Source organism: Microbacterium sp. CGR2, from assembly GCF_003626735.1.
In the GTDB taxonomy this organism is placed as follows: Bacteria; Actinomycetota; Actinomycetes; order Actinomycetales; family Microbacteriaceae; genus Microbacterium.
Genome location: NZ_RBHX01000001.1, coordinates 883,112 through 907,965, shown reverse-complemented (window position 1 = coordinate 907,965; position 24,854 = coordinate 883,112). Strand labels below are relative to the sequence as shown.

Genomic DNA, 24,854 nt, shown 5'->3' with positions numbered 1-24,854 from the left:
CTCGCCGCGTGCGGCGAACGTGGGCGGCCGTTCGGGTGCCCACGTAGGATGTTGCGAACCGCGACCCAGTGCGGGGGAGGACCCATGGGGATTCCGGAATCCACGGCACCGCTCACGCCGCTGACGGGCGTCGAGCTGACGAGGGTAGCGCGCGATTGGGCGCACCAGCGCTCTCTCATCGTCGTGGGCGACCACGGCTCGGGACGCAGCGACGTGGTCGATGAGATCGTCCGTCGCCGGGGCAGGACGGCGGAGGTGCGGCGCTCACGGTCCTTCGCTGACGAGCGAGACCCCTACACGGTTCTGCTCGCTCTGGGGCTCGTCGATTCGGCGGACCCGGCGGTCGCACCCGAGGGGCTCGCGCGAACGATCGCCGGCACAGTACCCCCGCTCACCCTCGTGCTGGAGAACGCGGAGTACGTCGACGCGCTGAGCCTCCGGGCATTGATGGCGCTCGTGCGGATCCGCGACGACGTACGGCTGATCGCCGAGATGGATCGATCGATCGCGGCGCTGCAGTCCACCGATCTCACGGCTCGTATACCGCGGATCGTGCTCGAGCCGCTCGACAAAGCCGCCATCGCGGACGTCATGGAGCGAGCCTGTGGTGCGCGCCCTACGGCGACCGCGGTGGCGACGATGGAGATCCGCTCGCGCGGCAACTTCCGCTCGGTGCTGTGGCTCATCGAGCTGTCGAAGCTTCACGACGGCATCCGACGCGAGCATGGAGCCGTCCGAGTCCTCGTTCCCCGGCCAGATCAGGTGGAGGCGGTCCCGGATTGGTCGATCGAACCCAGCCTGCATGGAAATCCCGCCGCGACGGCGCTCGCGCTCGCCGGAGGACTCACCGTCGCGCAGCTCACACGGCTGGATCTCGTGGAGGCGTGTGCCGATCTGGAAGCGGCCGGTCTGACTGCCGTGATCGACGGTCTCGTCCGGCTTCCCTCCCCGGCGATCGTGAAAGACGTCGCGTCCCGGCTCGGCGGTGTCGCCCGCCACGCAACGCTCTCAGCGATCGTCGAGGCTCTGGAGGCCGGCGAGATAGCGCCGCTCACGGCAGGAGCGCTCGCGGACTGGTGTCGCACCACGGGTGTTCCGCTACCGCTCAGCTACCGGGCTCCGGCGATCCGATGGTTCGTCTATCTCGGCAGGCACGAGGAAGCCACAGAGCTGCACGCCGGAACAGAGATCGACGACCCGCGCGCGCTGGCGGACCTGGCTCTGGCCTACGTCGCCACGGGCCGCTTTGACGAAGCCGTCGCAGTGGCGAAGGCGATCGCCGCCGACGAACGCGCAGCGACGGGCGCGGCCTGGTTGGCCGTCGTCCTGGGAACCCTGCGCGAAGGGGTGGACGGGAGCTGCGCAGCCGCCGTCGGCGATTTCCTCTCCCGTGACGATCTCGCGACCACCACGAGAGGCGCGGTCAGCGCGTGGTACGACCTGCTCGTTCCAGGAGATCGCGGGAGCGGCGAGGGCGCGATACCGCTCGGCTCGGGGGAGAACTCGCGCCGGGTGAATGCGGCCGCCGCTGCTCGGGCCTTGCTGAGAGGACGCCCGGTGGCGGCAGGATCGATGTTGATCTCCCCGCCTTCGAGCTTCGAATTCGCTGTCGACCGCGACGTCGACCGGTTCCTGCGTTTCACGACACGGCTGCTGGCGCCCGATCTCCCGGGGGCGATGGACGCTCTGATGGCGACGCGGGAGGCGGGTGCGACCGATGGGCTGACGACCCTGCTCGCGGCGGGGCACGACGTCTACGCCGGCAACATCGCCGATGCCTGGCTGGACATCTCCCGGTTGATCGAGGAGGAGGGAGATCGTGGCGCCGGTCTGGACTCGCTCGCCTGGGCGATCGCTTCGATCGCGAGCTCCATGCTCGGCGAAACCTCCCGTGCGCACGCGGAGTACGAGCGCGCGCTCGGGCGGACGACGAACTCATCGATCACCGCGGCAGCCGCACTCCACATCCGTGGTATCGCGGCCACTCAGCTGAATCCGTCCCGCCACGACGACGGCGTGATCGCCTACCGCGCTGCCGCTGACGCGGCTCGCCGTCTGCGGTTCCCGCTGCTCGGGATGCTGGCGACCTACCGACTCGCGCACGAGCTGGGCGAAGGCCGGCGATCAGCGTTGCTGCGCGGACTCGCTGAGCTCAACGTTGCGGATGAGCCGACGGACGGTGTGCCCGGTTTGTTCGCCGAGATGGCTTCGGCGATGGAGAAGCGCGACCTCCGTCGCCTCATCACCGTCTTCCAGCGGCTTCAGGGGGCCGGTCTGATCCAGGACAGCAAGGTGCTCGCGATGCGCTTGATCCGGGATGCTGCTGCGGAGCTCCCGGAGACCACGCGCCGAGCCGTCGCCCGCCTGGCACGGTTCGATTTCCGACGCAGCGAGCAAGGATCGACCGCTCTCACGAAACGGGAGCGCGAAGTGGCAGCCTTGGTGGCCGCAGGGCGTACCGACCGGGAGATCGGCCAGGCGTTGAAATGCTCGCCGCGAACGGTCGGCGTGCACGTCAGTCGCATCCTGCGAAAGCTCGGGCTTCCGAATCGGCACGCGCTCACGGCCGATCTGGCGGATAGGCACGGCGCTATCGGCGCCTGAATGTGCCGTTGATCCGGCACTGAACTTTCGTCGACGTGTACGTAGACGAAAGACGGATTGTACGTAGACCTACGTAGCGCGCGCCGACGCTGCCGATGGGACATTAGTACCTCGAGAACCGGAATACCGAAATCTTGGGGGAACCATGGATTTTCACCGTTCGTTCGAGTCCAGCGGTCTGCGACCGCATATCGGCAGCGCGGCACCCGCGGCACCCGCTGATACCCGTCCACGACGTACGTATACCTACGTATGTCGGACGGATAGCGCGCTCTAGAAGATAGTCGCACCCAGACGCTTCCGGCTTTTTGCCCGAAGCACCACGTCAGTCACCCCAACCGGCGTCGGCCTGCGGCGCGCTCCCACCCGTCCTTCCCCAGTGACGACCGCGCACCGCAGGCCACTTTCACGTTCACGAGGCATCGCCCGAGCATGCCTCATCATCGGAGGAGCGAGACATGGTCTTCAACGGCCGAGACAGAATTGATTCCAGCCGCGCACAGACGCTGCAGCGAGCTCTCGGGCTCGTGAAGAGCGGCGAAAGCGTCGACATCTACGGACGGCGTTTCTCCGGCCGCAGCCACTTCCTCGCCAAGCTTCGCGAGGAGCTCGAGGACGACGGCTGGGCGGTGGTCACCGTCGCGGGCGTGTCGTCGCTGCAGGGTACGCCTCTTGCGGCGCTCGACATCGCCGGACTCGTGTCGAACCCGAGAGCCGGGTCGGGCGTACGGGCTGCAGTGATGGCGCTGGTGGAGCTCGCGAAGACCCGACGCACGGTCGTGCTCGTCGATGACTGGAACGCCCTCGACGAGACGACGTGGGGCGTCATCACCGCCGCGCAGGAGATCGCCCGCATCCCGATCGCCCGCACCTCGCTCCGCCGCCGTGACCGACGCCTCACCCCGACCGGACGGGAGGCGACCACATCGCCGCGAATGTTCGCGATCGACCTCGTGCCCCTGCGTATCGACGAGCTGGAGGAGGTCTTGGTCGAGGTGCTCGGAGGCCCTGTCGAGGCATCTCTGGTGTCACGGGTCTTCGGGAAGTCCGCGGGCATCGTGGGCCTCGCGGTGAGCATCGTCGTCGCGGCCCGATCGCAGGGCGCGCTCAGATTCGTCGACGAGGTGTGGACCGTGGTCGAAGGACTGTGGGTTCCGGAACTGGCGCGCATCGTCGAGTCGTACCTGAGCGACGTGTCGTTGGCGGAGCTCGACACCCTCGAGGCTCTCGCGCTTGTCGGAGCTCTGGATGTCGACACCGCGCGGGAAGCGCTGGACTGGGCCGCCGTGGAAAGCCTGGAGGACCGCGCGCTCGTGCGGTTCCACCGGTCGGGATCGCGCACATTCCTCAACATCATCCCGCCGCTGGTGGCGGAGTACCTCGGGCACGAGCGCAGCGCATCCCGTCGCTCTCGCATGACCGACCAGCTGGGCAAGCTCGAGAATCTCCTCGGGCACCTTCAGCCTGACGTCGACGAGAAGGTCCCGAATCTGCGTGAGCCCGATGCCTTCTTCGTGCGGATGCTGTCTGAGAAATCGCGGTCGGATCTGAAGATCGCGCGCGCGCAATGGGAACGGGGGCTCGATTGCAAGACCGGCGCGAAGTACCTGCGACTGCTGAACGAACAGCACGCCCATCCGGACGAGATTCGAGACGTTCTCGCGCGGACCGATGCGGACAGCGGCGATCGAGCGAGTCGCGCGCGGTTCAAGGTCTTCGAAGCCTGGTGGCGTGCGTACCACGGCCACGATCTCGACGGAGCGCTGGAGCTCTTGGCCGAGGATCCGGAGTCGTATGGTCCGTACAGCGGCCTGCTCGATGTCGCACGGGTCGACCTGTTGGCTCATCTGCGCCAGGTGCCCGAGGATTTCGAGGAGCTCCTCGAACTCCGCGCCGACATGCCGCCCGTCGTGTTCCTCGCCGTCGCTGAGTGTCGTGCCATTCAACTTCTGACGCTCGGTCGCGTCGAAGAAGCACGACGCGTCCTGGAACGACGGTCGAGCGACCTAGCCGGAGAGGCTACGCATCCGCGACACCTGATCGAAGGTCTTCTCCTCGTCTTCGAAGGCGATCTCGACGGCGCGCTTCAGCTCGCGGACATCTCGTTCGCTGAGGCGCGCGATGAACTCGATGTTCGCGCCCTGCGTGCACACTCGTATCTCACTGCCTTGAGCCTCTTCCTCTCGGGGCGCTACCGCGAGGTCGAGCCGCTCGTCGACATGGTGCTCGCCCTCGGTGAGCCGCCGCACTTCCCGCAACGCGTGCACTCGGGCATGCTCGCCATCGGAGCCGTGGTCGCCATGCGGAGAGGCAAGACGGAGACGGCAACGACGTTCGTCGGCGCGATGAAGAAGCTGCCCACGCGAGACACTCTGCTGCCGTTCACCCGGTGGCCGGAGGTTCAAGAGTTGGTGCTCGCCGACGATGACTCGGCGGCGGCGGCCGCCCTGCTCTGGGACGATGCCGCCGACCTCTGGTCCCGCGGTGGGCGCCTGTCCGCCCTGCTGAGTCAGATCGCAGCCGTCGGCCTGAACCCCCGGCGCGACTGGCTGGACGCTCTTCGCTCGCGCGTGGATCTCATCGATTCTCCGCTCCTGCAGGCGCAGGCGGACTCCGTGGAGATGCTCCGGGAGCAGGATGCCGACGTGCGCGATATCGCCGTGCCTCGCCTGCACCTGATCGGCGACGAACCCGCGGGCGCCGACGCTCACGACCTATTCGAGTTCCGCCAGGTGCGCCCTCGGCTGAGCGATCGCGAGGTGGAGGTTGCACGTCTCATCGCCCAGGGGCTCTCGAATCAGCAGATCGCGCAACGCCTGACGCTCAGCCCGCGGACCGTGGAGAACCACGTGCACCGCGCGTTGCGCAAGACAGGCGGAACCCGCCGCGCCGACCTGATGGTCGTGGTTCAGGACGACGGAGTGCGCTGATGGCGTTCGCCGCATCCTACGTCTCGTCCACTACTCAAGGCGCCCGGCGAAACTACTGCACCGCAGATTCTGGCCACTCAAATACTGCCGTTCGGCCGAGCGGGGCTACGGCTCTCAAAAAGGATGGACAGCACAAACACGTCAATTCATTTAAGGCGCGGAGCACCGTGAAATCCGAACGATGCCGCGCCGACTGGAGGGGAACTATGTACGCACCTGGTGGTGGTTCAACACCCGGCGCCCTGGTATCGACCGGCGGCGCGCTCGTCGCTTCGGGCGTCAACTCGAGCCTCGCGCTGATCGTCGCAACGATCGCCGTCGGTCTGGGCACGCTCATGCTCTATCGGACTCGGATGCTCGCGCGACGCGAGGCCGAAGCGGGCAGCTCGCTGTGACCGCTATCACGGCGACCCGCCGAGGCAGGCGGGAGGGCGGGGTCCGGAAGACACCAGTCCGCATCGGTGTCTTCGCGCTGCTGCTGCTTGTCAGCGCAGGGATGCTCTGGACAGAGGCCGCGTTCCGCACGCTCGAAGCCGCTGCGGCCGCGTCGTGGCTCAACCTCTTCTTGGGCCCGGTGACCTCGTCCGGTCCCCACTATCTGGTCCCGATCGGCGACACCGGCGCGGTGCTGTTGCGAGTGAGTCCCGAGTGCTCTGTGCTCCTGCTCATCATCCCGATCCTCGTGATCCTCAGCTTCTTCGCGCTGCACGGCCGCACGCCGTTGCCCCGGGTCATCCTCGCCGCGCTCGTCACGATCGCAGGGCTCTTCCTGGTCAACCAGATCCGCCTCGGCGTGATCGCGGTGGCCACCAACGTCTGGGGCATGGATCCCGGCTACGAACTGAGCCACGTCCTCGTGGGCTCCCTCATCGGCATCCTCGGTTTCGTCGGTGCTCTGTTGGCGGCGCTGCTCATCATGGGCGTCCGCCGAAAGCGGCGCTGACTCATCACGACCGGCCACGGGACGGGCCATCTCCTCACCCGAATCACGTTCCGAACCCGAATCACACTCTCTACCCGAACCAATTCCGAAGGGCAACGCAATGAACGATCGTGGGCAAGACATCGCGGTGGTGCTCGGTACAAGACCTGAAATCATCAAACTCGCTCCCGTCATCAAAGAGCTCGGCGACAGGGCGTGGGTCATCCACACCGGCCAGCACTATGACGGGGAACTCGCCGGGCAGCATTTCGCTGAGCTCGGCCTCGACGAACCCGACGTCCGGCTCACCGGCGTCGGCGGTAGCGGTCGCGGCAAGCAGATCGCGCGAATGCTGTCGGCGCTGACCGAGATCTTCGTAGAACGCCGACCCGCAGCGGTCATCGTCCAGGGAGACACCAATACTGTCTCGGCGGGCGCCCAGGCGGCGAACTACCTCGACATCCCCGTCATCCATGTGGAAGCCGGGCTCCGGTCGAACGACCGGGGGATGCCGGAAGAGATCAACCGTCTCGTGACGAGCGCACTCGCCGACGTGCATTGTGCTCCCACCGAACTCAACGCCGACGCCCTTCTCGATCAAGGGGTGACGCCCGAGGCGGTGTTCCACACCGGGAACACCGTCGTCGAGGCGACACTTGCCGCTGTCGAACGCGGCTCGGAAGACATCGCAAGTTGGTTCCCCGACGGAATCCTCCCCGACCGTTACGTCCTGGCGACGATCCACCGTCCCGAGAACACCGACACCGAGCCGGCCCTCCGACGCATCCTCGAAGGGCTCCGGCACGTCGACGCTCCGGTGCTCTTCCTGGCGCACCCTCGCACCCGCAATGCGATCGAGCGGTTCGGGTTGACCGACCTGCTCTGGGGGCTGATCGTTCGCGGCGCCCCTGCTTCGGCTGAGTTCCTCGCGCTCGCCAGGAACGCCTCGCTGCTGATCTCCGATTCCGGAGGCGTCCAGGAGGAATGCACGATCATCCGCGTGCCGTTGGCCGTCGTCCGCCGCAGCACCGAGCGCCCTGAAGCCGTCGAGGCCGGATTCGCTCGTCTGGTGCCGCCGCACCTCGACCTCGCACACGAGGCGAACGCGATGCTCGCCGACGAACGTCTTCGCGAGACGGTGCACCATGCGCCGAGCCCGTTCGGAGACGGCCACGCCAGCAGCCGCATCGCTCAGGTCGCCTTCGCACTCGCCGACGGCGCGTCTCCCTCCGCTGCTGTCCGCAGTGCGGCAGATGCCCGCGTCGCTCGTCGCGCAGCCTGAGGGACGGACATCGAAATGATCGCTATTCTCAGCGCTTTCACGCTTCTTCTCGGTGTGACGTTCGTCGCATACGTCGTCAGCATCCTGGTGCCATTCCTGCGTCATCGGCCCGTCGCAGAGGGAAACCCGCACGAGTTCGAGTGGCACATCTTCATTCCCTGCCGTGACGAGGCGGTGGTCATCGATCAGACGATCGCCCGTGCGCGCAACGATTTCCCCATGGCGCACGTGTGGGTGATCGACGACGACAGTGACGACGAGACTGCGGCGATCACCGAATCGCACGCCCTGGTCGACGACCACGTCCACCTCGTACGGCGGGTCCGTCCGAATGCCCGGACGGGTAAAGGAGATGCGCTGAACTCGGCATACGACGCACTTCAGGAGTGGCTCCCAGCGGACGCGGACCATTCGCGCGTGATCGTCGCGGTGGTCGATGCCGACGGAGAACTCGCCCCCAACGCGCTCGAGGTCGTCTCCTCTCCGGAGATCTTCGGAGAGTCCAAGACCGGTGCCGCTCAGATAGCGGTGTGGATGAAGAATCGCGACGACCCTCGTCCGCTTCCCGACCAGGGTCGCCTTGCGAACGCCTTCGCCCGCAATCTCATTCGCATGCAGGACCTGGAATTCCGTACGGTGATTTCGGGAATGCAGGCGCTGCGGGCGCGGACGGGCACGGTGGGCCTCGGCGGTAACGGCCAGTTCACACGACTCGACGTGCTGGATGCGATCGGCCGGGGCTACGGGCGGCCGTGGCACGGTGCACTCCTCGAAGATTACGAACTCGGCGTTCACGTCATGCTCGCCGGCTACGAGGTGCGCCACGTGTACGACACTCATGTCTCACAGGAGGCGCTCCCCAGCCTTCGGCGGTTGCTCACCCAGCGCACGCGTTGGGCCCAGGGGAACATCCAGTGCGTGAAGTACCTCAAGGACATCTTCAACTCGAGCAACGTCGACACCGGCGGCGTCATCGAATCGGCGTATTACCTCCTGCTGCCGTTCCTGCAGATACTGGGCGGAATCGCTCTCCTGATCCTTACGGGCACCGCAATCGCATTCGGTATTCAGCACCCGGACGTCATCGAGTCGAATATCGGACAGGTCTGGGGCCTTCTGGCCCTCAACATCATCTTCTCGGTCACACCGTTCGCTATCTGGGGCATCGTCTACAAGCTCAAGTGCGAGCCTGAGGCCTCGTGGGCTCGGGCACTCTTCTGGGGTCTCGAGGTGTGGCTTTACGTCTACAACATCTACATCTGCATCGCACGGGCGTTCGTCCGTGTGGCGCGCGGCAAGAACGGCTGGTCGAAAACACGACGGAATGCCGAGGCTCATGTCGTGGTGGCTGGATCGGTGGCGGTCGAGCAGTGAGCGCAACCCGAGGAAGGAGTGCGGATGCACGGAGTGAAGAGAAAGGCGTTGTCGTGCGGGTGATCGTCAGTGTGATCGGAGCTCTGGCGTGTGACGTCATCATCGCGTTCGGAGGCGCGCGTCTCCTCTGGGAGTCGGGCGTGACGTCCGTGGCGGACGCTCCGACGATGTCCTATGTCATCGTGGTCTTGGCTTCCGCGTTCCTGGTGATCGTGCGCTATGCCGTGCTCGGGCTCAGCCGCGGCCGGCCCGCAGTGATCGAGTGCGTCCTGGTCGGGGATGTGGTGCTCACGGCAGCGGTCGCGCTGCTGTGGCAGATTCAGAACGCCTACTTCCTCGGATGGGTCGTGTCCTACTGCTCAGCCCTTCTCCTAGTGATGGGGATCTTCGAGCTCTTCGGCGTCGCAGCAGGTCGCGCGCGCACCACCGTCAGGAACGTCGTGGTGGCGGATTTCATCCGGTTCTTCGTCATCCTCAGCGCAGGCGCAGGGTTTGTGGTGACATCGACCATCCACCAATGGAACCTGCCCATCCTCAACGTGTCCCTCCTGACAGCAGCCGTCGGCGTCGGCATCGGAGTCGTGGGTCGAGCCGTGCTGTTCCGCAGTCAGTCCGAGACGCCGGAGCGCGTCGTCGATGGAACGAAAGCGGAGGTCGCACCAGACGCCGTCGCAACCGTCGATGGCGACCCTGCGCCCGGAGAAGCGGGCCCGCTCGAACCGCAGACTGCCGAGACCAGAACCAGTCCGCGCCGATCCGGCGGAAGCAGAACGATCGATGCCAGCAACGTCTGAATCCGCGCGGGGGACCGGCCGTCGCGCATCGCGCGGCGCGTTCGTGTTCGCCATGATCGCTTTCCTCGTCGCAGCGGGGGCCGCGACCATGGCGTTCTTGCCGTCGAATCAGACGCCGGTCATCACCGCTGAAGACCTGCGAGGCAACACCGTTCAACTCGAGTCCGGGCCCACGCCGCCTCCCGCTGAGGTCGTTGCCGCCACCCCCGATGACGGTGGTCGCCTGATCGTGGAGTCCGTCGGCCTGGACGTGCCGCTCGGCTCGATGAATGAGGCCGACGGTGTGATCGTTCCTCCCGGCTTCACCTCCGCCTATTGGGTCCGCAACCGCGGCGTGTCCACAGCAGACGCGGCGACCGGCACGGTCTACGTGGTGATGCACGCTCTCCGCGGAGGCGCTGTCGGGCCCGGCAACTACATCACAGACGTCGAGAACCAGCAGAGCAAGCTCAGTTCCGGCGATGCGATCGACGTCGACGGCACGCGCTACACCGTTGACGAATCGCACCTCATCAGCAAGTCCGAACTGCCGGACGTGCAGGAAATATGGGCGGATACGCCGGACCGGCTCGTCGTCATCACATGTCTCCAGCACGCGGACGGATCGCCGTCGACGCAGAATCTCGTCGTGACGGCGACCCTGGACCCGACTCGTTGAAAGCAGGTCAACTTGTCATCCACCACCTCGTCCGTCGGTTCTGTACTGAGGAGCATCCGCTGCACTACTTAGCGGAGAAGTCATCAGTACTTCACGAGCGGTCGTCACTACTGCATCCGGTGTTCTGACTCTGGTGGGACCAGTTTCACCGAGAAGGTTGACCCATGACCCAGTCACTGTTTCGCAAGAGCCCCGCGGCTGACAAGCCAATTCACCGTTCACCGTTGCCGCGGTTCATCGCCTTCGTGGGTCTGGTGCTGCTGGTGGTGGCGGGGTGGCTTGTTCTGGGCGTGTGGTCTCTCTCGATCGAACCCGAGGCTGCAGCAACGACGTTCGTGTTCGAGGCGCCTACGGTCGCGCCGTGATGGACAGAGTGCCCGGCGCCCTTCGCGCGCGTGCCGAACGTGACAGCTCGATGCGAGTCCGAACGCGGAGGGAAGCATGATCGGGAACGAGAACGCGCTCAATGATTCGTTCGCGTACGTCCGCGCCGGAGTGGATGTCGCAATCTATGGGCGACCCGGCAGCGGACGCACCGTCTTCTTGCAGCGGCTGGGTTCCGAGCTGAAGAGCATCGACTATCGCATCGTCCGAGTGACGGGCATCGCGGGTCTGACACACGTCCACCTCGCCGGACTCGCGGGTGCTTTTCCTGATCCCGTCCTGACGTCGCGCAGCGTCGCCGTCGCCGCCTTCATGCAGAGGCTGGTCGACGAAGCCGCAGATGGAAGTTTCGCCGTGATAATCGACGACGCGGATCGTCTGGACGACGTCTCGTGGGGAGTCATCCGCGCCGCGCAACACCGCCGTCCGTTTCCGGTCGTGACGAGCCATACGCGAGCCAAAGAGATCCTTCAGGGCGCGCGTAACCCGCACCTCGCGCGTGCCTATCAGATCGGGCTACAGCCACTGCAGCTCGACGAGATGGAGAGGCTGCTCGTCGCACGCTGTGGTGGCCCGGTCGATCCGACGACGGTGAGTCGGATCTTCGGAAAGTCCGGCGGCCTCCCCGGACTCGCCATCGGGATCGTCGACGTCGGCGTGCAGGAAGGTCGAATCTTCCAAGAGGACGGGTACTGGGCCGCCTGCGATGATCTGTGGAGTTCGACGCTCGGTCGACTGGTCGAGCGGCATATCGGTCCCTTGCGGCGGCGTGAGCGCGAGGCTCTGGAGACGCTGAGTCTGTCGCCCACAATCGATATGGCCGGAGTGGTGTCCCTGCTCGGACGCCGAGCGGTCGAGCGACTCGAAGAGAAAGCTCTGCTGACGTTCGAGATGCTCGACGGCCAACAACGCGCCGCGATCACTCCACCGTTGATCGCGGAATATTTTCGGCACCTGGCGCTGCCGGCGAGATCCGCGCGGATGATGCAGGGAGAGAAGACGCTCCTGGTCGCCGGCAGGTCGATGACTCCTGCCGATGCCTCCGAATTTCGGGCATCTCAACCCAACGCCGTGTTCGTGCGCGCCGTGCAGGACAGCGCTCGAATCCGCTATGCCGAAGCCAGCGCGGCGTGGCGGGACGACGCGAGCGCGAAAAACGCTCTCGCGTATCTCGATTCGCGGGTGGATTCGGACGTCGCGCTTCCGGAGATCCGTGCTGTCATCGCGAAGGCGACTCCGGATTCGGATCTCGACGCGGCGCGACTCACGCTTTGGCACGCTGCATGGCTCGCGGCCCACGGCCAGCTCGCTTCGGCGACCGAGCTGCTTCGGAAGGAGGCGGACCAGCACACGTCCCTGAGGCCGTTGTTGCAGGCAGCCCGGGTGCGGCTCGCCTGGCTGTACGAGGGGTACACCGGCGATGTCTACGCCGACATCGACGAGCCTGGCGACCTGGCGCGGGATGTGGCCGGGTGTGTGCACGTCATCCGTGCGGCGGTTCTGCTCGGCCAGGGTCGCATCGTGGCCGCAGAAGACGAAGTCTCGGCCGTCGATCCGTCCAGCCTGGAGGCAGAGTGGGCAGAGCACGAGGTGATCCGCGGGTTCATCCGCCTCGCCAAGGGCGAGCATGCAGAGGCGACCATGCTGGCCTATGGAGCGTTCGAGCGTGCCCGTGCCACCTCGGATGCTGCGGCGATCCGGTCCACCGCGTATCTCGCCGCCTTCTGCCAAGTCGTCCAGGGCAACTACAGCGAGGTCACGAATCTCGTCGAGACGGTTCTCGCGGTGGGATCGCCCAAAGCGACGGCGCCGTCCTCCCTGCTCGGAGTGCTGTGCATCGGAAGTATCGCTGCGGGCCGATCCGGCAACGTCGGGCTCGCCGCCGCACGCCTCGAGCAGGTCAACCGGCTGTTGATCTCGGACGGACCCCTTCCGGGGATGTCGGCGAGCTGGGCCCGCACCCAGATACTCCTCGGAGAAGGACGCGCGGGCGCTGCTCGTCAGGAGATCAGAGACGGTGCCGAGCGCTTGTGGGTGCGCGGTGCCCGCTGGTCGGCCACCATGGCGCACCTGATCGAACTCGAACTGTGGCCCGACGTCGAGCGTCTTGCCGCGCTGGCGGACAGATTCGATGCCGTCGAAGGCGAGCTGGTCGACGCGCTCCGCGAATATGTGGAAGGGCTGGTGCACGACGATCCGATACGACTGGAGGGAGCCGGTCCGCGGATGATCTCGACGGGGCGCGCGGGTTTCGCGATCAATGCGTACGATCACGCCGCGGAACTCTATGAGAGTGCAGGGAAACGCAGTGACGCGGAACGGCTGCGGAACCGTGCTGAAGCCCTGGTCGACTCTCTCGAACCCGGGTCTTTCGACGCCGGTCGATTTCACAGCGCGGAGCTCTTGCTGAGCGCGAGGGAGATCCAGCTTGCACGCTTGGCAGCGAAGGGGTGGTCCAACCAGCAGATCGCCGACGAGCTCGTGCTCAGCGTGCGCACCGTCGAGAGCCATCTGCATCGCATCATGAAGAAGACGGTGACGTCGAACAGACGGGCGCTGTCGAGATTCCTCTCCGACACGGCTCGCTAGAGCGTCCAGGAAACACGTAGCGATAGCGCGCGAACCACTTAAGGCGGGGGCGCGCACCACTTAAGGCGGAGGGCGGGCACCACTTAACGCTCGCCTCGCACGTACTGAACACCGCTTGTCGAACGGCAAGCGGCCCTGACGACGCAGAGTCTGGGAGGGCCCAAACAGGTCGTCGGGGCTCCGCGTGCGTTGAAGCGTGACACGAAGCTCCGGCCGCCGCTACCGCGTGCGCTGGGGCGCATGCAGGAGGAATCTGACCCGTATGAACAATCGTCCGCACATCCGGCCGTGGCGCAAGTCACTCGCCGTCTTCACACCGCTACTCGCCATCGTGATCGCCCTTCTGGGCATCCAGCCCGCCAGCGCCGCTGTCGTCGACGCCGTCACAGACATACAGATCAACCCCGACAGGCCCGACCGGCCGATCAGCCTCTACGACGGCATCGAGGTGCAGGTGAAGTGGCAAGCCCCCGACACCGCAGCGGCGGGGGACAGCTTCAGTCTCGACCTTCCCGAGATGATCAGGGGGCGGGACGGGCAGTTCGACGTCGTCAGCAGCCGGGGCGACGCGGTCGGAACCTGCGTCGTGCAGGCGCGGCAGATCGTTTGCACCTTCTCCGACTTCATCGAGAAGTACGAGAACGTCACCGGCACTCTGAGCTTCTATGCACAAGCGACAAAGGAGACGAGCGAAGAGCGCTGGACGTGGACCGATGATTCTGGGTTCGAATACGAGACACCTGTCGCGGGAGGTGTCGGTCCGTACGTTCCGCACGTGCCCACCGAGAGCCGGAAGGGAGCGGCAACCACGCCGGACGGAAACATCGAATGGGTGCTCTCGCTGCTGGGAAGCGACGTGGTCACGCCCGGTGGTAACGATGTGACGCTCGTCGACACCTACGACGGCCGCCTCCCCACCCTCGACCCCAAGTACTTCACGGTGCGGGTCGCGCCCGATGCGGACGCCCTGATGGCCGGCGCGTGGGATCGGCTCGTCGAAGGGCCCTCTGCGGGGCAGTACGACGTGAGCTTCGCGGAGAACACCTTCACCCTGCAGTTCCACCAGCCGGACCCCGAGGCCTTCTACCAGGTCGTCTACTACACCGACATCCCGCCGGCGACCGAGAACGGAACGGTCTTCGTGAACACCGTGACCGCCGACGGGGTGGACATGCTGTCGAAAGAGATCGAGTACCAGGGCGGAAGCGGGCAGGGCGACGGCGATCAGCGCAACGGCTCCGTGTCCTGGGGGAAGACGGATGCCGTGGGCAATGCTCTCGCAGGTTCAGAGTGGACGCTGACGTCGAGCGACGGAGGCGCTGAGATCGTCGTCGTCGACAACGGTGAGAACGACGCCGACCCCGCCGACGGTGCGCTGACGGTGACGGGTCTCGGGTGGGACACCTACGTCCTCGCCGAGACGAAGGCTCCCGCGGGTTACCAGCAGACGGATGCGACGTTCTCCGCCGTCATCGACGGCACCCATCTGACGGTTGCCCTCGGCGACATCGCCAACACCCTCCTGTACAACGGCTCCCTGTCCTGGGGAAAGACGGATGACAGCGGCAAGACGCTCGCCGGATCCGAGTGGACGCTGACGCCGAGCGCCGGCGGCGCTGCGATCGTCGTCGTCGACAACGGCGAGAACGACGCGGACCCGGCCGAGGGTGCTCTCTCCGTCTCCGGCCTCGCGTGGGATACCTACGTCCTGGCCGAGACTCAGGCGCCCGAGGGCTACGTGCGCACCGATGAGACGTTCGATGCCGTCATCGACGGCAGCCATCTGGACGTCGCGCTCGGAGATATCGTCAACGCGGCAGTGCCGAGCGACGGCGGGAACGTGACGCCGCCCACCGACGGTGAGAACGTGACGCCGCCCAGCGACGGTGGCACCGTGCCTCCGCCTGCGGAAGGACCGTCGGTGCACACCGGCGGAACGCTCGCGGAAACCGGTCCTGCACCACTCTGGATCGGCGGGGCCGTGTTCGCTGCACTGCTCGGACTCGGCGGGGTCGCGATCGCCGTGCGCCGTCGACAGGTGGAACACACCGAGTAGCACTCGGCGGCATGCAGCAGAGGCGGGGCCCGTCGTCACGAGCCCCGCCTCTGCTCACGGCATCCGCCTGTTCCGATCGCCGAGCGGCGCCTTGTGCGGGTCGTCGCCCACCGGAACTGCCAGGGGAGGTCAGCCGATGACGGCGAAGTCCGCCGACAGGTTGATGTCGACGAAGCGCTTGTCTGACGTGAGCACCGACGCGTCATAGGGACTGACCTCGTCGTCATCGATCTCGAGGTCAGTGATCGTCCCTTCCGCCTCGGCGAGAGCAGCAGACACGAGCGAGCGGATCGTCTCGTCATCCAGTGTCAGCGTGGGGCCGGTGTCGTCGTCCTCTGCAGCTTCGATCGAGATGACGGTCGCCGCGAGGTCGGCGTTCACAGCAACCTCGGTCTCCTCGCCTGCGTCGGTCGTCAGCTGGACCTCCCACGTGCCGTCGCGTTTCGCGTCGATCGCCGTGACCTCGCCCGCCGCAGCGCTCCGCGCCGCCTCGGCGATCTCGACGAGCTCATCTGCGGAAGCGGTGCCGATCTCGGTCGCGGAACCCTGGCCGCCTGATGCGGCGTTCGTGTCGTCGGCGTCGCCGGCGTCGGATTTCGTGTCGGTGCCGCGGTCGTCGCCATCGCCGCCGTCCTCGTGGTGCGCGTCGTCAGACATCGAGGGCCTGTCGTCGTCTTCGCCGAACTCGTCGCCGATTGCCGCGCCCACCGCGACTCCGCCGCCCAGCAGGACGACGGCGGCCGCGATGCCGCCACCGATGAGGAGTCCGCGCTTACGCCGAGGCGTGCCGTGCGCGGTTGCTGCCGCGGAGGATCCGTTCTGAGCCGACGGATCGTGGAGTGCGGACGGCGCCTGCGGCGCAGCATCCGCTGCCGGAGCGACGGGCGTGGTCGCAGCGTCGGGGAGGTGGTCGGGAGTCTGGTCAGGGGTGGGTGTCTTGTCGTCCATATGACGATGCTCCCGCGCGGGCACTGAAGCCATCCTGAAGCCTCCTGAAGAGATCTTCAGCGAACGTCGGGTCAGGAGGTGAGTGGCAGCGTGACGACGAACCGCGCGCCGCCCCACCGGGAATCGTCGACGACGATCGTCCCGTTCTGCGCGGTGACGATGCCGCGTGCGATGGCGAGTCCGAGCCCGCTGCCTCCGGCATCGCGGCTGCGGGCCTCGTCGAGCCGGACGAATCGCTCGAATACCCGCTCGCGTTCTTCCAGCGGGACCCCGTCGCCGTCATCCTCGACGGCGATGTGCACGTGCTCGCCCGCGCGCTTCACGCCGATCGCGATGCGTCCACGGGAGTGCCGCACGGCGTTGTCGGCCAGATTTCGGAGGAGTTGCCCCAGAAGCCGGCTGTCACCTTCGGTGCGAGCCGCCTCGATACCCGTGCTGTCCACGTCGAGTCCCGCAGCGCGCAGCCGGCGGGCCTCACTCAGCGCCACATCGTCGAGATCCACCGGCTCGGCGCGGAGGTCCACCCGCTCGTCGAGTCTTGCGAGGAGCAGCAACGATTCGACGATTCCCTGGAGCCGCAGGCCCTCCTCCGAGACCACTTCCGCGAGTTCGCCGATGCTGGTCGCGTGCGGATGCGCCTGCGCAAGCTCCGCGTGTTGGCGGATCGTCGCGAGTGGAGAGCGCAGCTCGTGCGACGCATCCGAGACGAAGCGCCGTTGCGCGGTGGCGGCCGCGTCCAGGCGATCCAGCATCCTGTTCATCGTCGTCGCGAGAGCGGCGACCTCGTCGGCGGAATCGGGCACGGCGACACGCTGATGAAGACGTTCGGCAGTGATGCCTTCGACCTCCCGGCGGATACGGGTGACCGGCCGAAGAGCGCGCCCCGTGACGAGCCAGGTCGTCCCCGCGACGAGGAGGAGAAGCAGCGGAACGGCGACGGCCAGCAGCGTCGCGACCGTCGCCAGAGTCTCCGCATCGTCCTCGGCGGCGACGGCGAGGACGAGCGTCCGATCGTCGTTGAGGTCGTCCGACACGATGAGCATCGGTTCGCCGTCGATGGTCATCGTGTGAGGTTCGTCGGAGACGGGCAGCGGCACCGAACCCAGGGCCTCGCGGGCGTCTTCGCTGGCGGCGGTGACGCTGCCGTCCGCACCGATGATCTGTACGAAGTCGTCGTCCGACGAAGCGAGGCCGGCACCGCCCGCCGGTCCGCCGGCACGATCACTGAGCTCATCGAGACGCTGCTCCGCCGCCTGCTCGGTGCTGCGGTGCACACTGTCGCTGAGCACGGCATAGAACGAGATCGCGCCGACGAGAAGTGCGACCGCGACCACGAGGGTCGCGGCGAGCGTCGTCCTCGCACGGACGGACCGCCAGGAGCGGCTAGCCACCGTCGGCCGCCAACCGGTATCCCGCGCCGCGGATCGTCTCGATCGCCTCGCGGCCGAACGGTTTGTCGAGCTTCCGACGGAGGTGTCCGACGTAGACCTCGACGATGTTCGGATCTCCGTCGAAATCGTCGTCCCAGACGCCGTCGATCACTGCGCGCTTGGAGAGGACCTGTCCGCGATGGCGCATGAGGTGCTCGAGTACGGCGAACTCACGCGCCGTCAGCGACACAGGCGTATCGCCTCGCCAGACTCGATGCGCGGCGGGGTCGAGTCGCAGGTCGCCCGCCTCGAGGATCGCGGGCCGCGCGACGGCTCCTCGTCGCACGAGGGCTCGGATGCGCGCGACGAGGATCGCGAAGGAGAACGGCTTGGTGACGTAGTCGTCGGCGCCGGTCTCCAGGGCCTCGACCTGATCCCATTCGCCGTCCTTGGCGGTGAGCATGAGCACCGGCGTCCAGTTCTCCTCGGCGCGCAGCGCTTCGCACACCTTCCAGCCGCTCATTCCGGGCATCATCAGGTCGAGCACGATCGCGTCATAACGGTTCTCGCGCGCCCGCCACAACCCGTCGACGCCGGTGTGCGCGACGTCGACGGCGAAGCCCTCCGCCTCGAGTCCGCGGCGCACGCCGTCGGCCAGGCGCACCTCGTCGTCCACCACCAGGATCCGCATCTTCCCAGTGTGGTGGTCGCCCGCTGAATCCGGGCTGAAGCGCTGCGGTGGCGTTCCGGTCTCGGCGACGCCGGGAACAGGGCGTCAGCCATCGGCGAGACGGCCCTGGATCACCCGGATGACGGCCCCGAGGGTGCCGGCGGCGAGCAGGCCGGGGCCGAGGGGGCCCGCCGTATCCTCGCCCAGAGGTGGCAGGCGGCGAAGCGCCATGGTCGCTTCCGGAGAGAGGATCGCGAGCTGCCTACTTGTCTCGATTGCGACGGCATCCGATTCTTCCGGCCGCGCCAGGCCCACCGCGTTCGCGGCGTATGCGGCCGCACCCAGCGCATGGGCTCCCATGTGAGCCACTCCGGCGGCCTGGGCCGCGGAACGAGCGGCCGCCCTCCCCGCCGGAGTCCGGGCGGCGGATGCGGCGCGTCCCGCGACGAAGCGTCGGCGGATCTCACCGGCGGCGCTGAGTTCACCGCGCGAGAAGGCCCGCGCACGGGCGATGGCATCGCGGGCCCGGTCGTCGCCCGGCGCCTCGGCCTCGAAGAGAGGCAGCACCCGTTCGGCGCAGTCAGCCGCCCATGCAGCGACGATCCGCCGTTCGGCTTCGCTCAGCGCTTGCGGTGAGCTGCGAACAGTCATCTCGACCTCACCGGGTTCGCCGCGCGGTACGCGCCTGAGCACGGTCATGCGCTTCTCGCAGGAGTGCCAGCACAGTCTCCGCCGTTTCCTCGCCCGGATTGATCACGCAGACCCAGCCAGCGGTGCCGTAGAGCGGATGCCGGAACAACACATCCGTCTGCACAGGGTCCGCCGTCCCCGGGACGAGGACGTCGGCACGGTCGTTCCCGACGTGGATGTTCACGCGAGAGCGCCCAGGGTCGTCGAGGAGAGACGAGGTGTCGTCGGGGTAGTTCTTGGTGACGATGGTGGCGTACGGCTGGGTGCGCTCCGGCATCCGGCCGTCGGGGGCGTAGTAGAAGTACGCGTCTCCCCACGCGATCTCCGGGAAGGCGCTGCCCGCTTCGGGCGCGACGACAAGCGCGCCGTCGAATTCTCGGACGGTCTCGATGATCTGCTGCATGTTCATGCATTCAATGGTGAGGTTGAAGTGCTTATGTGGAGCTAGGCCGCATATTCGAGAGGATTCCTGTGCCCAACCCTCAAGTGCTCGCGATGACGACGGCAGATCTCGGACGCCACGTCGACTATTCGACCCAGCAGGTGCGCGATCTGGAGCGGCTCGGTGTCATCCCGGCGGCCGAGCGTGGCGCGAACGGTTACCGCCGCTACGAGGGCCGGCATGTCGTGGCGCTCCGCGCCTATAAAGCCCTCGCGACGGCGCTCGGTCCGGTGCCCGCGCGGCGACTGATGCCCGCTCTCGTCAGCGGCACGGTCGATGACGCGGCCGAGCGCATCGACGAGATCCACGCCGGGCTGGCGAGTGAACGGGCCCGCGTCAAAGAGGCACTCCGCGGGCTCGACGTCGCCGTCCGGGAATCCGCCGACGTCTTCCGCGACGATGACGCGATGACGATCAGCGAGCTCGCGCATGCGCTCGACGTCCGCACGTCGGCTCTGCGGCACTGGGAGCGCGAAGGGCTCGTCCATCCGCTGCGTTCGGCCGCATCCACCACCCGGACATACGGCGCCAGAGCCGTCACCGAGGCGCGAATCGTTGCGGCCCTGCGCGCCGGCGGCTACGGCATCCCGGGGATCACCCGCATCCTCGATCAGCTCCGCGGCCAGGCGTTGACGGCGGATGCCGAGCGGATCCTCGCCGACCGTCTCGCTGCGCTGACGCGCCAGAGCCTCGCCCTGCTCGCGGCGGCCGGTGATCTTCACGAGCTCCTCCGCGAAGGCTCGCGGGGGCTTACGAATCGCGCGAATGGCCGAGTTCCGGGCGCCGATACGACACTGTGAGCGACTCGAAAGCGCCTGCGGGCATCAGCCGAGAACCCGGAAGAACTCCCGACGGGCGGGGTTGGCATCCGCATCTTCACGCGTCGGATGCACACGGTTCGTGAGCAGGACGGCATAGGCGCCCGACGCCCGCCCGACCGCGAAGGCCGTCCCGGTGAAGCCGGTGTGGCCGGCGGCATCCGCCCCACCCATCCACGACTTATCGCGCACCCGCAGGCCGAGCGCCTGGCCGTATCCGTCGTCGGCGGTCATGACCGGAGTGATGAGCAGGTGGGCGCTCTCGACCGAGATGACCCGCCCCGATTCGCCGACGCCCTCGTCGCGAACCATTCGCGCCAGAGCGGCCACGTCGTGCACGGTTCCGAACAGTCCGGCGTGGCCCGCGGGACGGCCGAGCGCATGCGCGAGCTCGTCGTGCACCTCGCCCCGCACGGGTCCCCGATGTCGCTGCATCTCGGTGGCGACTGCCGACTCCGGCGAAGGCGCCCAGGTCAGTGTGGCGGCCCCCATCCGAGCCGCCGCATCCGCGACGAGGTCGGTGAGTGAGCGGCCCGACACCCGCTCGAGCAGCTCGCCGACGGCGATGAGTCCGACGTCGGAATACAGGTGCGCGCCGCCCGGCTCGGCCCGCAGTTCGCTGCGCAGCACGGCGGCCCGAAGCTCCTCGCCGGTGAGTCCGCCCCGCCAGGCGCCGCCTTCGGCCACAAGCCCGGAACTGTGTGTGAGAAGGTGTCGCAGAGTGATGCGCTCGCGCCCGGCTCCGGTCCCGACGCGGAGCGCGCCGACGACCGGCGCGTCGAGGTCGAGCATCCCGTCGTCGACGAGCCGCAGGGCCGCCACCGTCGTGAAGATCTTCGTCAGCGACGCGAGGTCGAACAGGTGATCGGCGGTCAGGGGTGCCGGGTCGTCGTTCGCCGGAGCGCCGAGTACGACCACCTCTTCGGCGTCTGTCCCGGGATCGCTGACGAGCGAAGCCCAGGCCGAACCGGGGGCGCCGTTCACCACCGTAGGCTCACTTGCTCATTCCCGAGGTGAGTCCGTTGATGATCTGCTTCGTCGCCAGCAGGAACAGTACCACCAGCGGGATCGTCGCGATCGTGAGCCCCGCGAACAACTGCGGCCAGTCGGTGGAGTACTCGCCGAAGAAGCGGGTGAGACCGACGGGCAGCGTGTACGAGTCGCGGTCGCGCAGCAAGATCAGCGGGTAGAAGAAGTCGTTCCACACCGGCACGAAGCGGAACACGATCACGGTCGCGAGTGCCGGTCGCACCAGCGGGAGCAGGATCTGCAGGAACGTCCGGAGGGGACCTGCGCCGTCGATGCGCGCCGCCTCTTCGAGCTCGATCGGCAGCGCGCGGAAGAACACCGTCAGCACGAACGTCGTGAACGGGATGCCCAGGGCGCCGTACACGAGGATGAGGCTGAAGATGTTGCTCGTCATGCCGAGCGAGTCGAGCAGGTAGAACAGCGGCAGGATCGCCAGGTGCACCGGAAGCATGAGCCCGGAGAGGAAGACCGCCTCGATGCCGCGGAAGAACTTCGCCCGCGCTCGTGCGAACGCGTAGGCCGCCAAGACGGACACGACCGTGGTGACGATGACGGAACCGACGGTGACGACGATCGAGTTGATGAAGTACGTGTCGAAGGATGCTGTGATCCACGCGCTCTGGAAGCTCGTGAACGTCGGGGGTACCGGAAGCCCCAGCGGCTCCGTCGCGATCTGCTGCTGGGTGCGCAGGGAGCTGTTGACCATCAGCAGGAGCGGGCCGATGGCGATCAGCGCGTAGCCCCAGAGGAAGATGTTCGCGAACAGGCGTCCGATGAACGGGGTGTCCGAGGTGCGAGTCGTCCTGCGACGTGGCGCAGGACGGCGACCCGAGACGATCGCCTCGGTGGTCGGTTCGGTACGGAGTTCGGTGGTGGTGCTCATCAGAACAGCTTTCGTTCGGCTCGGCGCATCGTGGAGGTGATGACCACCGAGATCACCATGATGAAGATGAACAGGACGGTCGCCAGCGCGGACGACACCCCGATCGAGTTGGGGTTCCCCGATTCGAAAGCGGTGCGGTAGAAGAGCAGCATCATCACGTCGGTCGATCCGGCGGGAGCACCGTTGGACCCGGCGAGCGCGAACGGAATGGCCATCGCCTCCATGCTCCCGATGAAGGTCAACACGGTGATGATGCCGATCGTGGGCGTGAGCATCGGCAGCGTGATGTAGCGGAAGCGCTTGCCGGCGGTGGCGCCGTCGAGGGAGGCGGCCTCTTCTATCTCTTCGGGGATGCCGCCGAGTGCGGCGCCGTAGAGCAGGATCGGGAAGCCGATCCACTGCCAGGCGCTCACCAGCACGATCACCCAGATGGCGAGCTGCGGGTCACCGAGCCAGGGAAGGGCGAGGCTCTCGAGTCCGACCCCGCGGAGGATGGCGTTCACCGGGCCGAACAGCGGCGAGAGCATCAGTGACCAGAGGTAGCCGATGACCATCGGGCTCACCAGGTAGGGCAGCGCGAAGATCGTCTGGAAGAAGCGCTTGGTGCGCTTGCGGCGATGCAGCAGGGTGGCGATGCCGAGGCCGAGTGAGTTCTGGAAGACGAGGGCGCCGGCGAACAGCAGCAGGTTGTGGCCGAACGCGTTCCAGAGCTCGGAGGCGTAGGGCTCCGTGGTCAGGAGGGTGATGTAGTTGCCGACACCGGCGAACCCACCCTGCTTGGTTCCCTGCCAGTCGAAGAACGAGTAACTGAGCGCGGCGAGCATCGGATACAGGATGAGCACGGCGAACAGCGCCGCAGCGGGGAGGACGAACAGCAGCGCGGTGGGCGTCGTGAGGGCGATACCGGTGCGCGGGCGCCGCGTCTTCTCCCGGCGGACGGGAAGGGTCAGAGCCATGAGGTGTCTTTCGCTGCGAGAAGGGGGTGCCGAGTGCGGCACCCCCTTCGCGGACGGATCAGGAACCCGGGGTGAACCAGGTGGAGACCCCGGACTGCAGGTCGGCGCCGAGTTGCTCCGGTGTCTTGTCGCCGAGGAACATCGCCTGGATGTCCGGGCCGAGCACTGCGGTGCCGGTCGGGTCGCCGTAGCGGAAGTCGACGAGCAGCAGGTACGGCGCGGGGTTCGCGGTGTACGCCTCGTTCATCTCCTGCATCAGCGGGTCGGAGTACTTCACGTCCGGGAGGGCCGAGAACTGGTCGACCTCGTCGGCGACGAGCTGACCGAACTCGGTCGTCGTCATCCAGTTGAGGAGCTCGGTGGCGGCCTCCTGCTGGTCGCTGGATGCGTTGATGCCGAAGCTGCCGTCGGCGTAGCCGGGGGTCACGGCGTGATCGAGCGCGCTGCCCGGTGCCGGCGGCACTTCGTACACGCCCCATTCGGTGTCGGGGGCGGAGTTCTGGAAGGTCGGCAGATCGAATGATCCGCCGGGCCACTGGGCCGCCTGGCCCGAGGTGAACTGGAGTACGGCGTCGGCTACGGCGATGGCGTTGACGTTCTTGTCGAGGTACTTCTGCATGTCCTTGACGATCTGCAGTGACGACACGTAAGCCGGGTCGGTGAAGTCGGCCTCTCCGCTGAGCACCTTCTCTTCGAAGTCAGCCCCGCCGTAGTTCGCCGATCCCACGATGTCGTGGAACATCGGCAGCACCCAGTCCTCACGAGCGCCGAGCGCCATCGGGGTGACGCCCTCGGCCTGCAGTTTCTCCTGCAGCTCGATGAACTCGTCCCAGTCCTTCGGCTCCTCGAGGTTCATCTCGTCGAACATCGTCTTGTTGTAGAACATCTGCATCGTCTGGTACGCGAAGGGGACGCCGTAGGTCTTGCCGTCGTCCTTGCCCTGAGCGGCGCGGAGCACCGTCGGGTCGAACTGGTCGAGACCGTCGACGACGTCATCGATCGGCACGATCTGCTCCGACTGGATCGCGGGCTGGATGCCGCCGTAGGCGCGGAGCATGGCGATGTCGGGACCGTCGCTGCCTTCGAGGCCGGTGGCGAGGATCTGGTTGTACTCGGTGGGCTGGAAGCCTTCGAACTCGACCGTCACACCGGGGTGCGACTCCTCGTAGACGTCGAACACGGCCTCCCACTTGGGGGACGACGACGCCTGCCATGACCAGATGGTGAGGGTGACGTCTTCGCCGCCTTCTCCACTCGATGCTGCAGGCGCGCAACCGGCCACGGCGAGGCCCGTGGCGACGAGACCTGCGGTGAGGGCTAGTCGGGTGGTGCGATTTCGCATGGGGTTTCCTCTCGGTGGGGAGGGCCGGGTGACGAGCCGCGGCCTCTTCGCAGTGTGGCTCCTGCCCACTTTGGGCAATCAGTTACGAAAACTCAACCCCTTTCTGAAAATTA

21 protein-coding genes are annotated in these 24,854 nt (G+C 66.9%); 12 read left to right on the top strand and 9 right to left on the bottom strand.

The features are described 5' to 3' along the window. Positions 1-84 precede the first annotated feature (84 nt). The 11 genes from D7252_RS20200 to D7252_RS04605 all read left to right on the top strand — a co-directional run bounded on the left by D7252_RS20200 (position 85) and on the right by D7252_RS04605 (position 15,593). Positions 85-2,604 (top strand): LuxR C-terminal-related transcriptional regulator, encoded by a 2,520-nt coding sequence (locus D7252_RS20200; RefSeq protein ID WP_215110892.1) that lies wholly within the window; start codon positions 85-87, stop codon positions 2,602-2,604. Positions 2,605-3,062: 458 nt separating this feature from the next. Then, positions 3,063-5,534 (top strand): LuxR family transcriptional regulator, encoded by a 2,472-nt coding sequence (locus tag D7252_RS04645; RefSeq protein ID WP_120774323.1) that lies wholly within the window; start codon positions 3,063-3,065, stop codon positions 5,532-5,534. A gap of 206 nt (positions 5,535-5,740) precedes the next feature. Further along, positions 5,741-5,929: a hypothetical protein gene (locus tag D7252_RS19920; RefSeq protein ID WP_183055175.1), complete on the top strand. Its 189-nt coding sequence runs from the start codon at positions 5,741-5,743 to the stop codon at positions 5,927-5,929. Next, positions 5,926-6,477, top strand: a complete 552-nt coding sequence (locus D7252_RS04640) for an exosortase/archaeosortase family protein (RefSeq protein WP_183055174.1) — start codon at positions 5,926-5,928, stop codon at positions 6,475-6,477. The genes D7252_RS19920 and D7252_RS04640 overlap by 4 nt, the downstream gene beginning before the upstream one ends. Positions 6,478-6,577: 100 nt before the next feature. Continuing rightward, complete coding sequence (gene wecB, locus D7252_RS04635; protein WP_120774321.1) at positions 6,578-7,738, top strand: non-hydrolyzing UDP-N-acetylglucosamine 2-epimerase; 1,161 nt, start codon at positions 6,578-6,580, stop codon at positions 7,736-7,738. Positions 7,739-7,753: 15 nt separating this feature from the next. After that, positions 7,754-9,112 (top strand): glycosyltransferase, encoded by a 1,359-nt coding sequence (locus D7252_RS04630; RefSeq protein ID WP_120774320.1) that lies wholly within the window; start codon positions 7,754-7,756, stop codon positions 9,110-9,112. A gap of 53 nt (positions 9,113-9,165) precedes the next feature. Further along, a complete protein-coding gene (locus D7252_RS04625) occupies positions 9,166-9,906 on the top strand; it encodes a hypothetical protein (RefSeq protein ID WP_120774319.1) in 741 nt (246 codons plus the stop codon). Continuing rightward, positions 9,890-10,564, top strand: a complete 675-nt coding sequence (locus tag D7252_RS04620; protein WP_120774318.1) for a class F sortase — start codon at positions 9,890-9,892, stop codon at positions 10,562-10,564. Before D7252_RS04625 ends, D7252_RS04620 begins: the two co-directional genes overlap by 17 nt. A gap of 164 nt (positions 10,565-10,728) precedes the next feature. Next, positions 10,729-10,929 (top strand): hypothetical protein, encoded by a 201-nt coding sequence (locus D7252_RS04615; RefSeq protein ID WP_120774317.1) that lies wholly within the window; start codon positions 10,729-10,731, stop codon positions 10,927-10,929. 76 nt (positions 10,930-11,005) lie between these two features. Next, complete coding sequence (locus D7252_RS04610) at positions 11,006-13,537, top strand: LuxR C-terminal-related transcriptional regulator (protein ID WP_120774316.1); 2,532 nt, start codon at positions 11,006-11,008, stop codon at positions 13,535-13,537. A 262-nt stretch (positions 13,538-13,799) separates the two neighbouring features. Continuing rightward, a complete protein-coding gene (locus tag D7252_RS04605) occupies positions 13,800-15,593 on the top strand; it encodes a SpaA isopeptide-forming pilin-related protein (RefSeq protein WP_120774315.1) in 1,794 nt (597 codons plus the stop codon). 129 nt (positions 15,594-15,722) lie between these two features. Here the strand turns inward: D7252_RS04605 and D7252_RS04600 are convergent, their stop codons facing one another. The 5 genes from D7252_RS04600 to D7252_RS04580 form a co-directional block, all read right to left on the bottom strand. Continuing rightward, positions 15,723-16,541 carry a hypothetical protein gene (locus D7252_RS04600; RefSeq protein WP_120774314.1) on the bottom strand — a complete coding sequence of 273 codons (819 nt, stop codon included), beginning with the start codon at positions 16,539-16,541 and terminating at the stop codon, positions 15,723-15,725. A 71-nt stretch (positions 16,542-16,612) separates the two neighbouring features. Beyond that, on the bottom strand, positions 16,613-17,932 hold the full coding sequence (locus D7252_RS04595) for a cell wall metabolism sensor histidine kinase WalK (RefSeq protein ID WP_120774313.1): 1,320 nt from the start codon (positions 17,930-17,932) through the stop codon (positions 16,613-16,615). Next, positions 17,925-18,602 carry a response regulator transcription factor gene (locus D7252_RS04590; RefSeq protein ID WP_120774312.1) on the bottom strand — a complete coding sequence of 226 codons (678 nt, stop codon included), beginning with the start codon at positions 18,600-18,602 and terminating at the stop codon, positions 17,925-17,927. Before D7252_RS04590 ends, D7252_RS04595 begins: the two co-directional genes overlap by 8 nt. An 84-nt stretch (positions 18,603-18,686) precedes the next feature. After that, complete coding sequence (locus tag D7252_RS04585) at positions 18,687-19,232, bottom strand: putative immunity protein (protein ID WP_120776801.1); 546 nt, start codon at positions 19,230-19,232, stop codon at positions 18,687-18,689. A gap of 7 nt (positions 19,233-19,239) precedes the next feature. Continuing rightward, positions 19,240-19,680 carry a DUF6194 family protein gene (locus tag D7252_RS04580; RefSeq protein ID WP_120774311.1) on the bottom strand — a complete coding sequence of 147 codons (441 nt, stop codon included), beginning with the start codon at positions 19,678-19,680 and terminating at the stop codon, positions 19,240-19,242. Between the two features lie 62 nt (positions 19,681-19,742). Between D7252_RS04580 and D7252_RS04575 the strand changes: the two genes are divergently transcribed. Next, a complete protein-coding gene (locus D7252_RS04575) occupies positions 19,743-20,513 on the top strand; it encodes a MerR family transcriptional regulator (RefSeq protein ID WP_259461046.1) in 771 nt (256 codons plus the stop codon). Positions 20,514-20,537: 24 nt separating this feature from the next. On the opposite strand, the gene D7252_RS04570 is transcribed toward D7252_RS04575, so the two are convergent. The 4 genes from D7252_RS04570 to D7252_RS04555 are packed head-to-tail and all read right to left on the bottom strand — an operon-like array spanning position 20,538 to position 24,741. Further along, positions 20,538-21,515: a serine hydrolase gene (locus D7252_RS04570; RefSeq protein WP_259461045.1), complete on the bottom strand. Its 978-nt coding sequence runs from the start codon at positions 21,513-21,515 to the stop codon at positions 20,538-20,540. Positions 21,516-21,525: 10 nt separating this feature from the next. After that, a complete protein-coding gene (locus D7252_RS04565; protein ID WP_120774309.1) occupies positions 21,526-22,443 on the bottom strand; it encodes a carbohydrate ABC transporter permease in 918 nt (305 codons plus the stop codon). Continuing rightward, on the bottom strand, positions 22,443-23,399 hold the full coding sequence (locus tag D7252_RS04560; RefSeq protein WP_120774308.1) for a carbohydrate ABC transporter permease: 957 nt from the start codon (positions 23,397-23,399) through the stop codon (positions 22,443-22,445). The genes D7252_RS04565 and D7252_RS04560 overlap by 1 nt, the downstream gene beginning before the upstream one ends. 58 nt (positions 23,400-23,457) lie before the next feature. Then, positions 23,458-24,741, bottom strand: a complete 1,284-nt coding sequence (locus D7252_RS04555) for an ABC transporter substrate-binding protein (RefSeq protein ID WP_120774307.1) — start codon at positions 24,739-24,741, stop codon at positions 23,458-23,460. Positions 24,742-24,854 lie beyond the last annotated feature (113 nt).

What these genes read in the sequence shown, in the direction of transcription:
- D7252_RS04590 (WP_120774312.1), bottom strand. Translation starts at nt 18,602, where the DNA reads ATGCGGATCCTGGTGGTGGACGACGAGGTGCGCCTGGCCGACGGCGTG.
- D7252_RS19920 (WP_183055175.1), top strand. Translation starts at nt 5,741, where the DNA reads ATGTACGCACCTGGTGGTGGTTCAACACCCGGCGCCCTGGTATCGACC.
- D7252_RS04615 (WP_120774317.1), top strand. Translation starts at nt 10,729, where the DNA reads ATGACCCAGTCACTGTTTCGCAAGAGCCCCGCGGCTGACAAGCCAATT.
- D7252_RS04600 (WP_120774314.1), bottom strand. Translation starts at nt 16,541, where the DNA reads ATGGACGACAAGACACCCACCCCTGACCAGACTCCCGACCACCTCCCC.
- D7252_RS04585 (WP_120776801.1), bottom strand. Translation starts at nt 19,232, where the DNA reads ATGACTGTTCGCAGCTCACCGCAAGCGCTGAGCGAAGCCGAACGGCGG.
- D7252_RS04555 (WP_120774307.1), bottom strand. Translation starts at nt 24,741, where the DNA reads ATGCGAAATCGCACCACCCGACTAGCCCTCACCGCAGGTCTCGTCGCC.
- D7252_RS04580 (WP_120774311.1), bottom strand. Translation starts at nt 19,680, where the DNA reads ATGAACATGCAGCAGATCATCGAGACCGTCCGAGAATTCGACGGCGCG.
- D7252_RS04560 (WP_120774308.1), bottom strand. Translation starts at nt 23,399, where the DNA reads ATGGCTCTGACCCTTCCCGTCCGCCGGGAGAAGACGCGGCGCCCGCGC.
- D7252_RS04565 (WP_120774309.1), bottom strand. Translation starts at nt 22,443, where the DNA reads ATGAGCACCACCACCGAACTCCGTACCGAACCGACCACCGAGGCGATC.
- D7252_RS04645 (WP_120774323.1), top strand. Translation starts at nt 3,063, where the DNA reads ATGGTCTTCAACGGCCGAGACAGAATTGATTCCAGCCGCGCACAGACG.
- D7252_RS04620 (WP_120774318.1), top strand. Translation starts at nt 9,890, where the DNA reads ATGCCAGCAACGTCTGAATCCGCGCGGGGGACCGGCCGTCGCGCATCG.
- D7252_RS04630 (WP_120774320.1), top strand. Translation starts at nt 7,754, where the DNA reads ATGATCGCTATTCTCAGCGCTTTCACGCTTCTTCTCGGTGTGACGTTC.
- D7252_RS04605 (WP_120774315.1), top strand. Translation starts at nt 13,800, where the DNA reads ATGAACAATCGTCCGCACATCCGGCCGTGGCGCAAGTCACTCGCCGTC.
- D7252_RS20200 (WP_215110892.1), top strand. Translation starts at nt 85, where the DNA reads ATGGGGATTCCGGAATCCACGGCACCGCTCACGCCGCTGACGGGCGTC.
- wecB (WP_120774321.1), top strand. Translation starts at nt 6,578, where the DNA reads ATGAACGATCGTGGGCAAGACATCGCGGTGGTGCTCGGTACAAGACCT.
- D7252_RS04610 (WP_120774316.1), top strand. Translation starts at nt 11,006, where the DNA reads ATGATCGGGAACGAGAACGCGCTCAATGATTCGTTCGCGTACGTCCGC.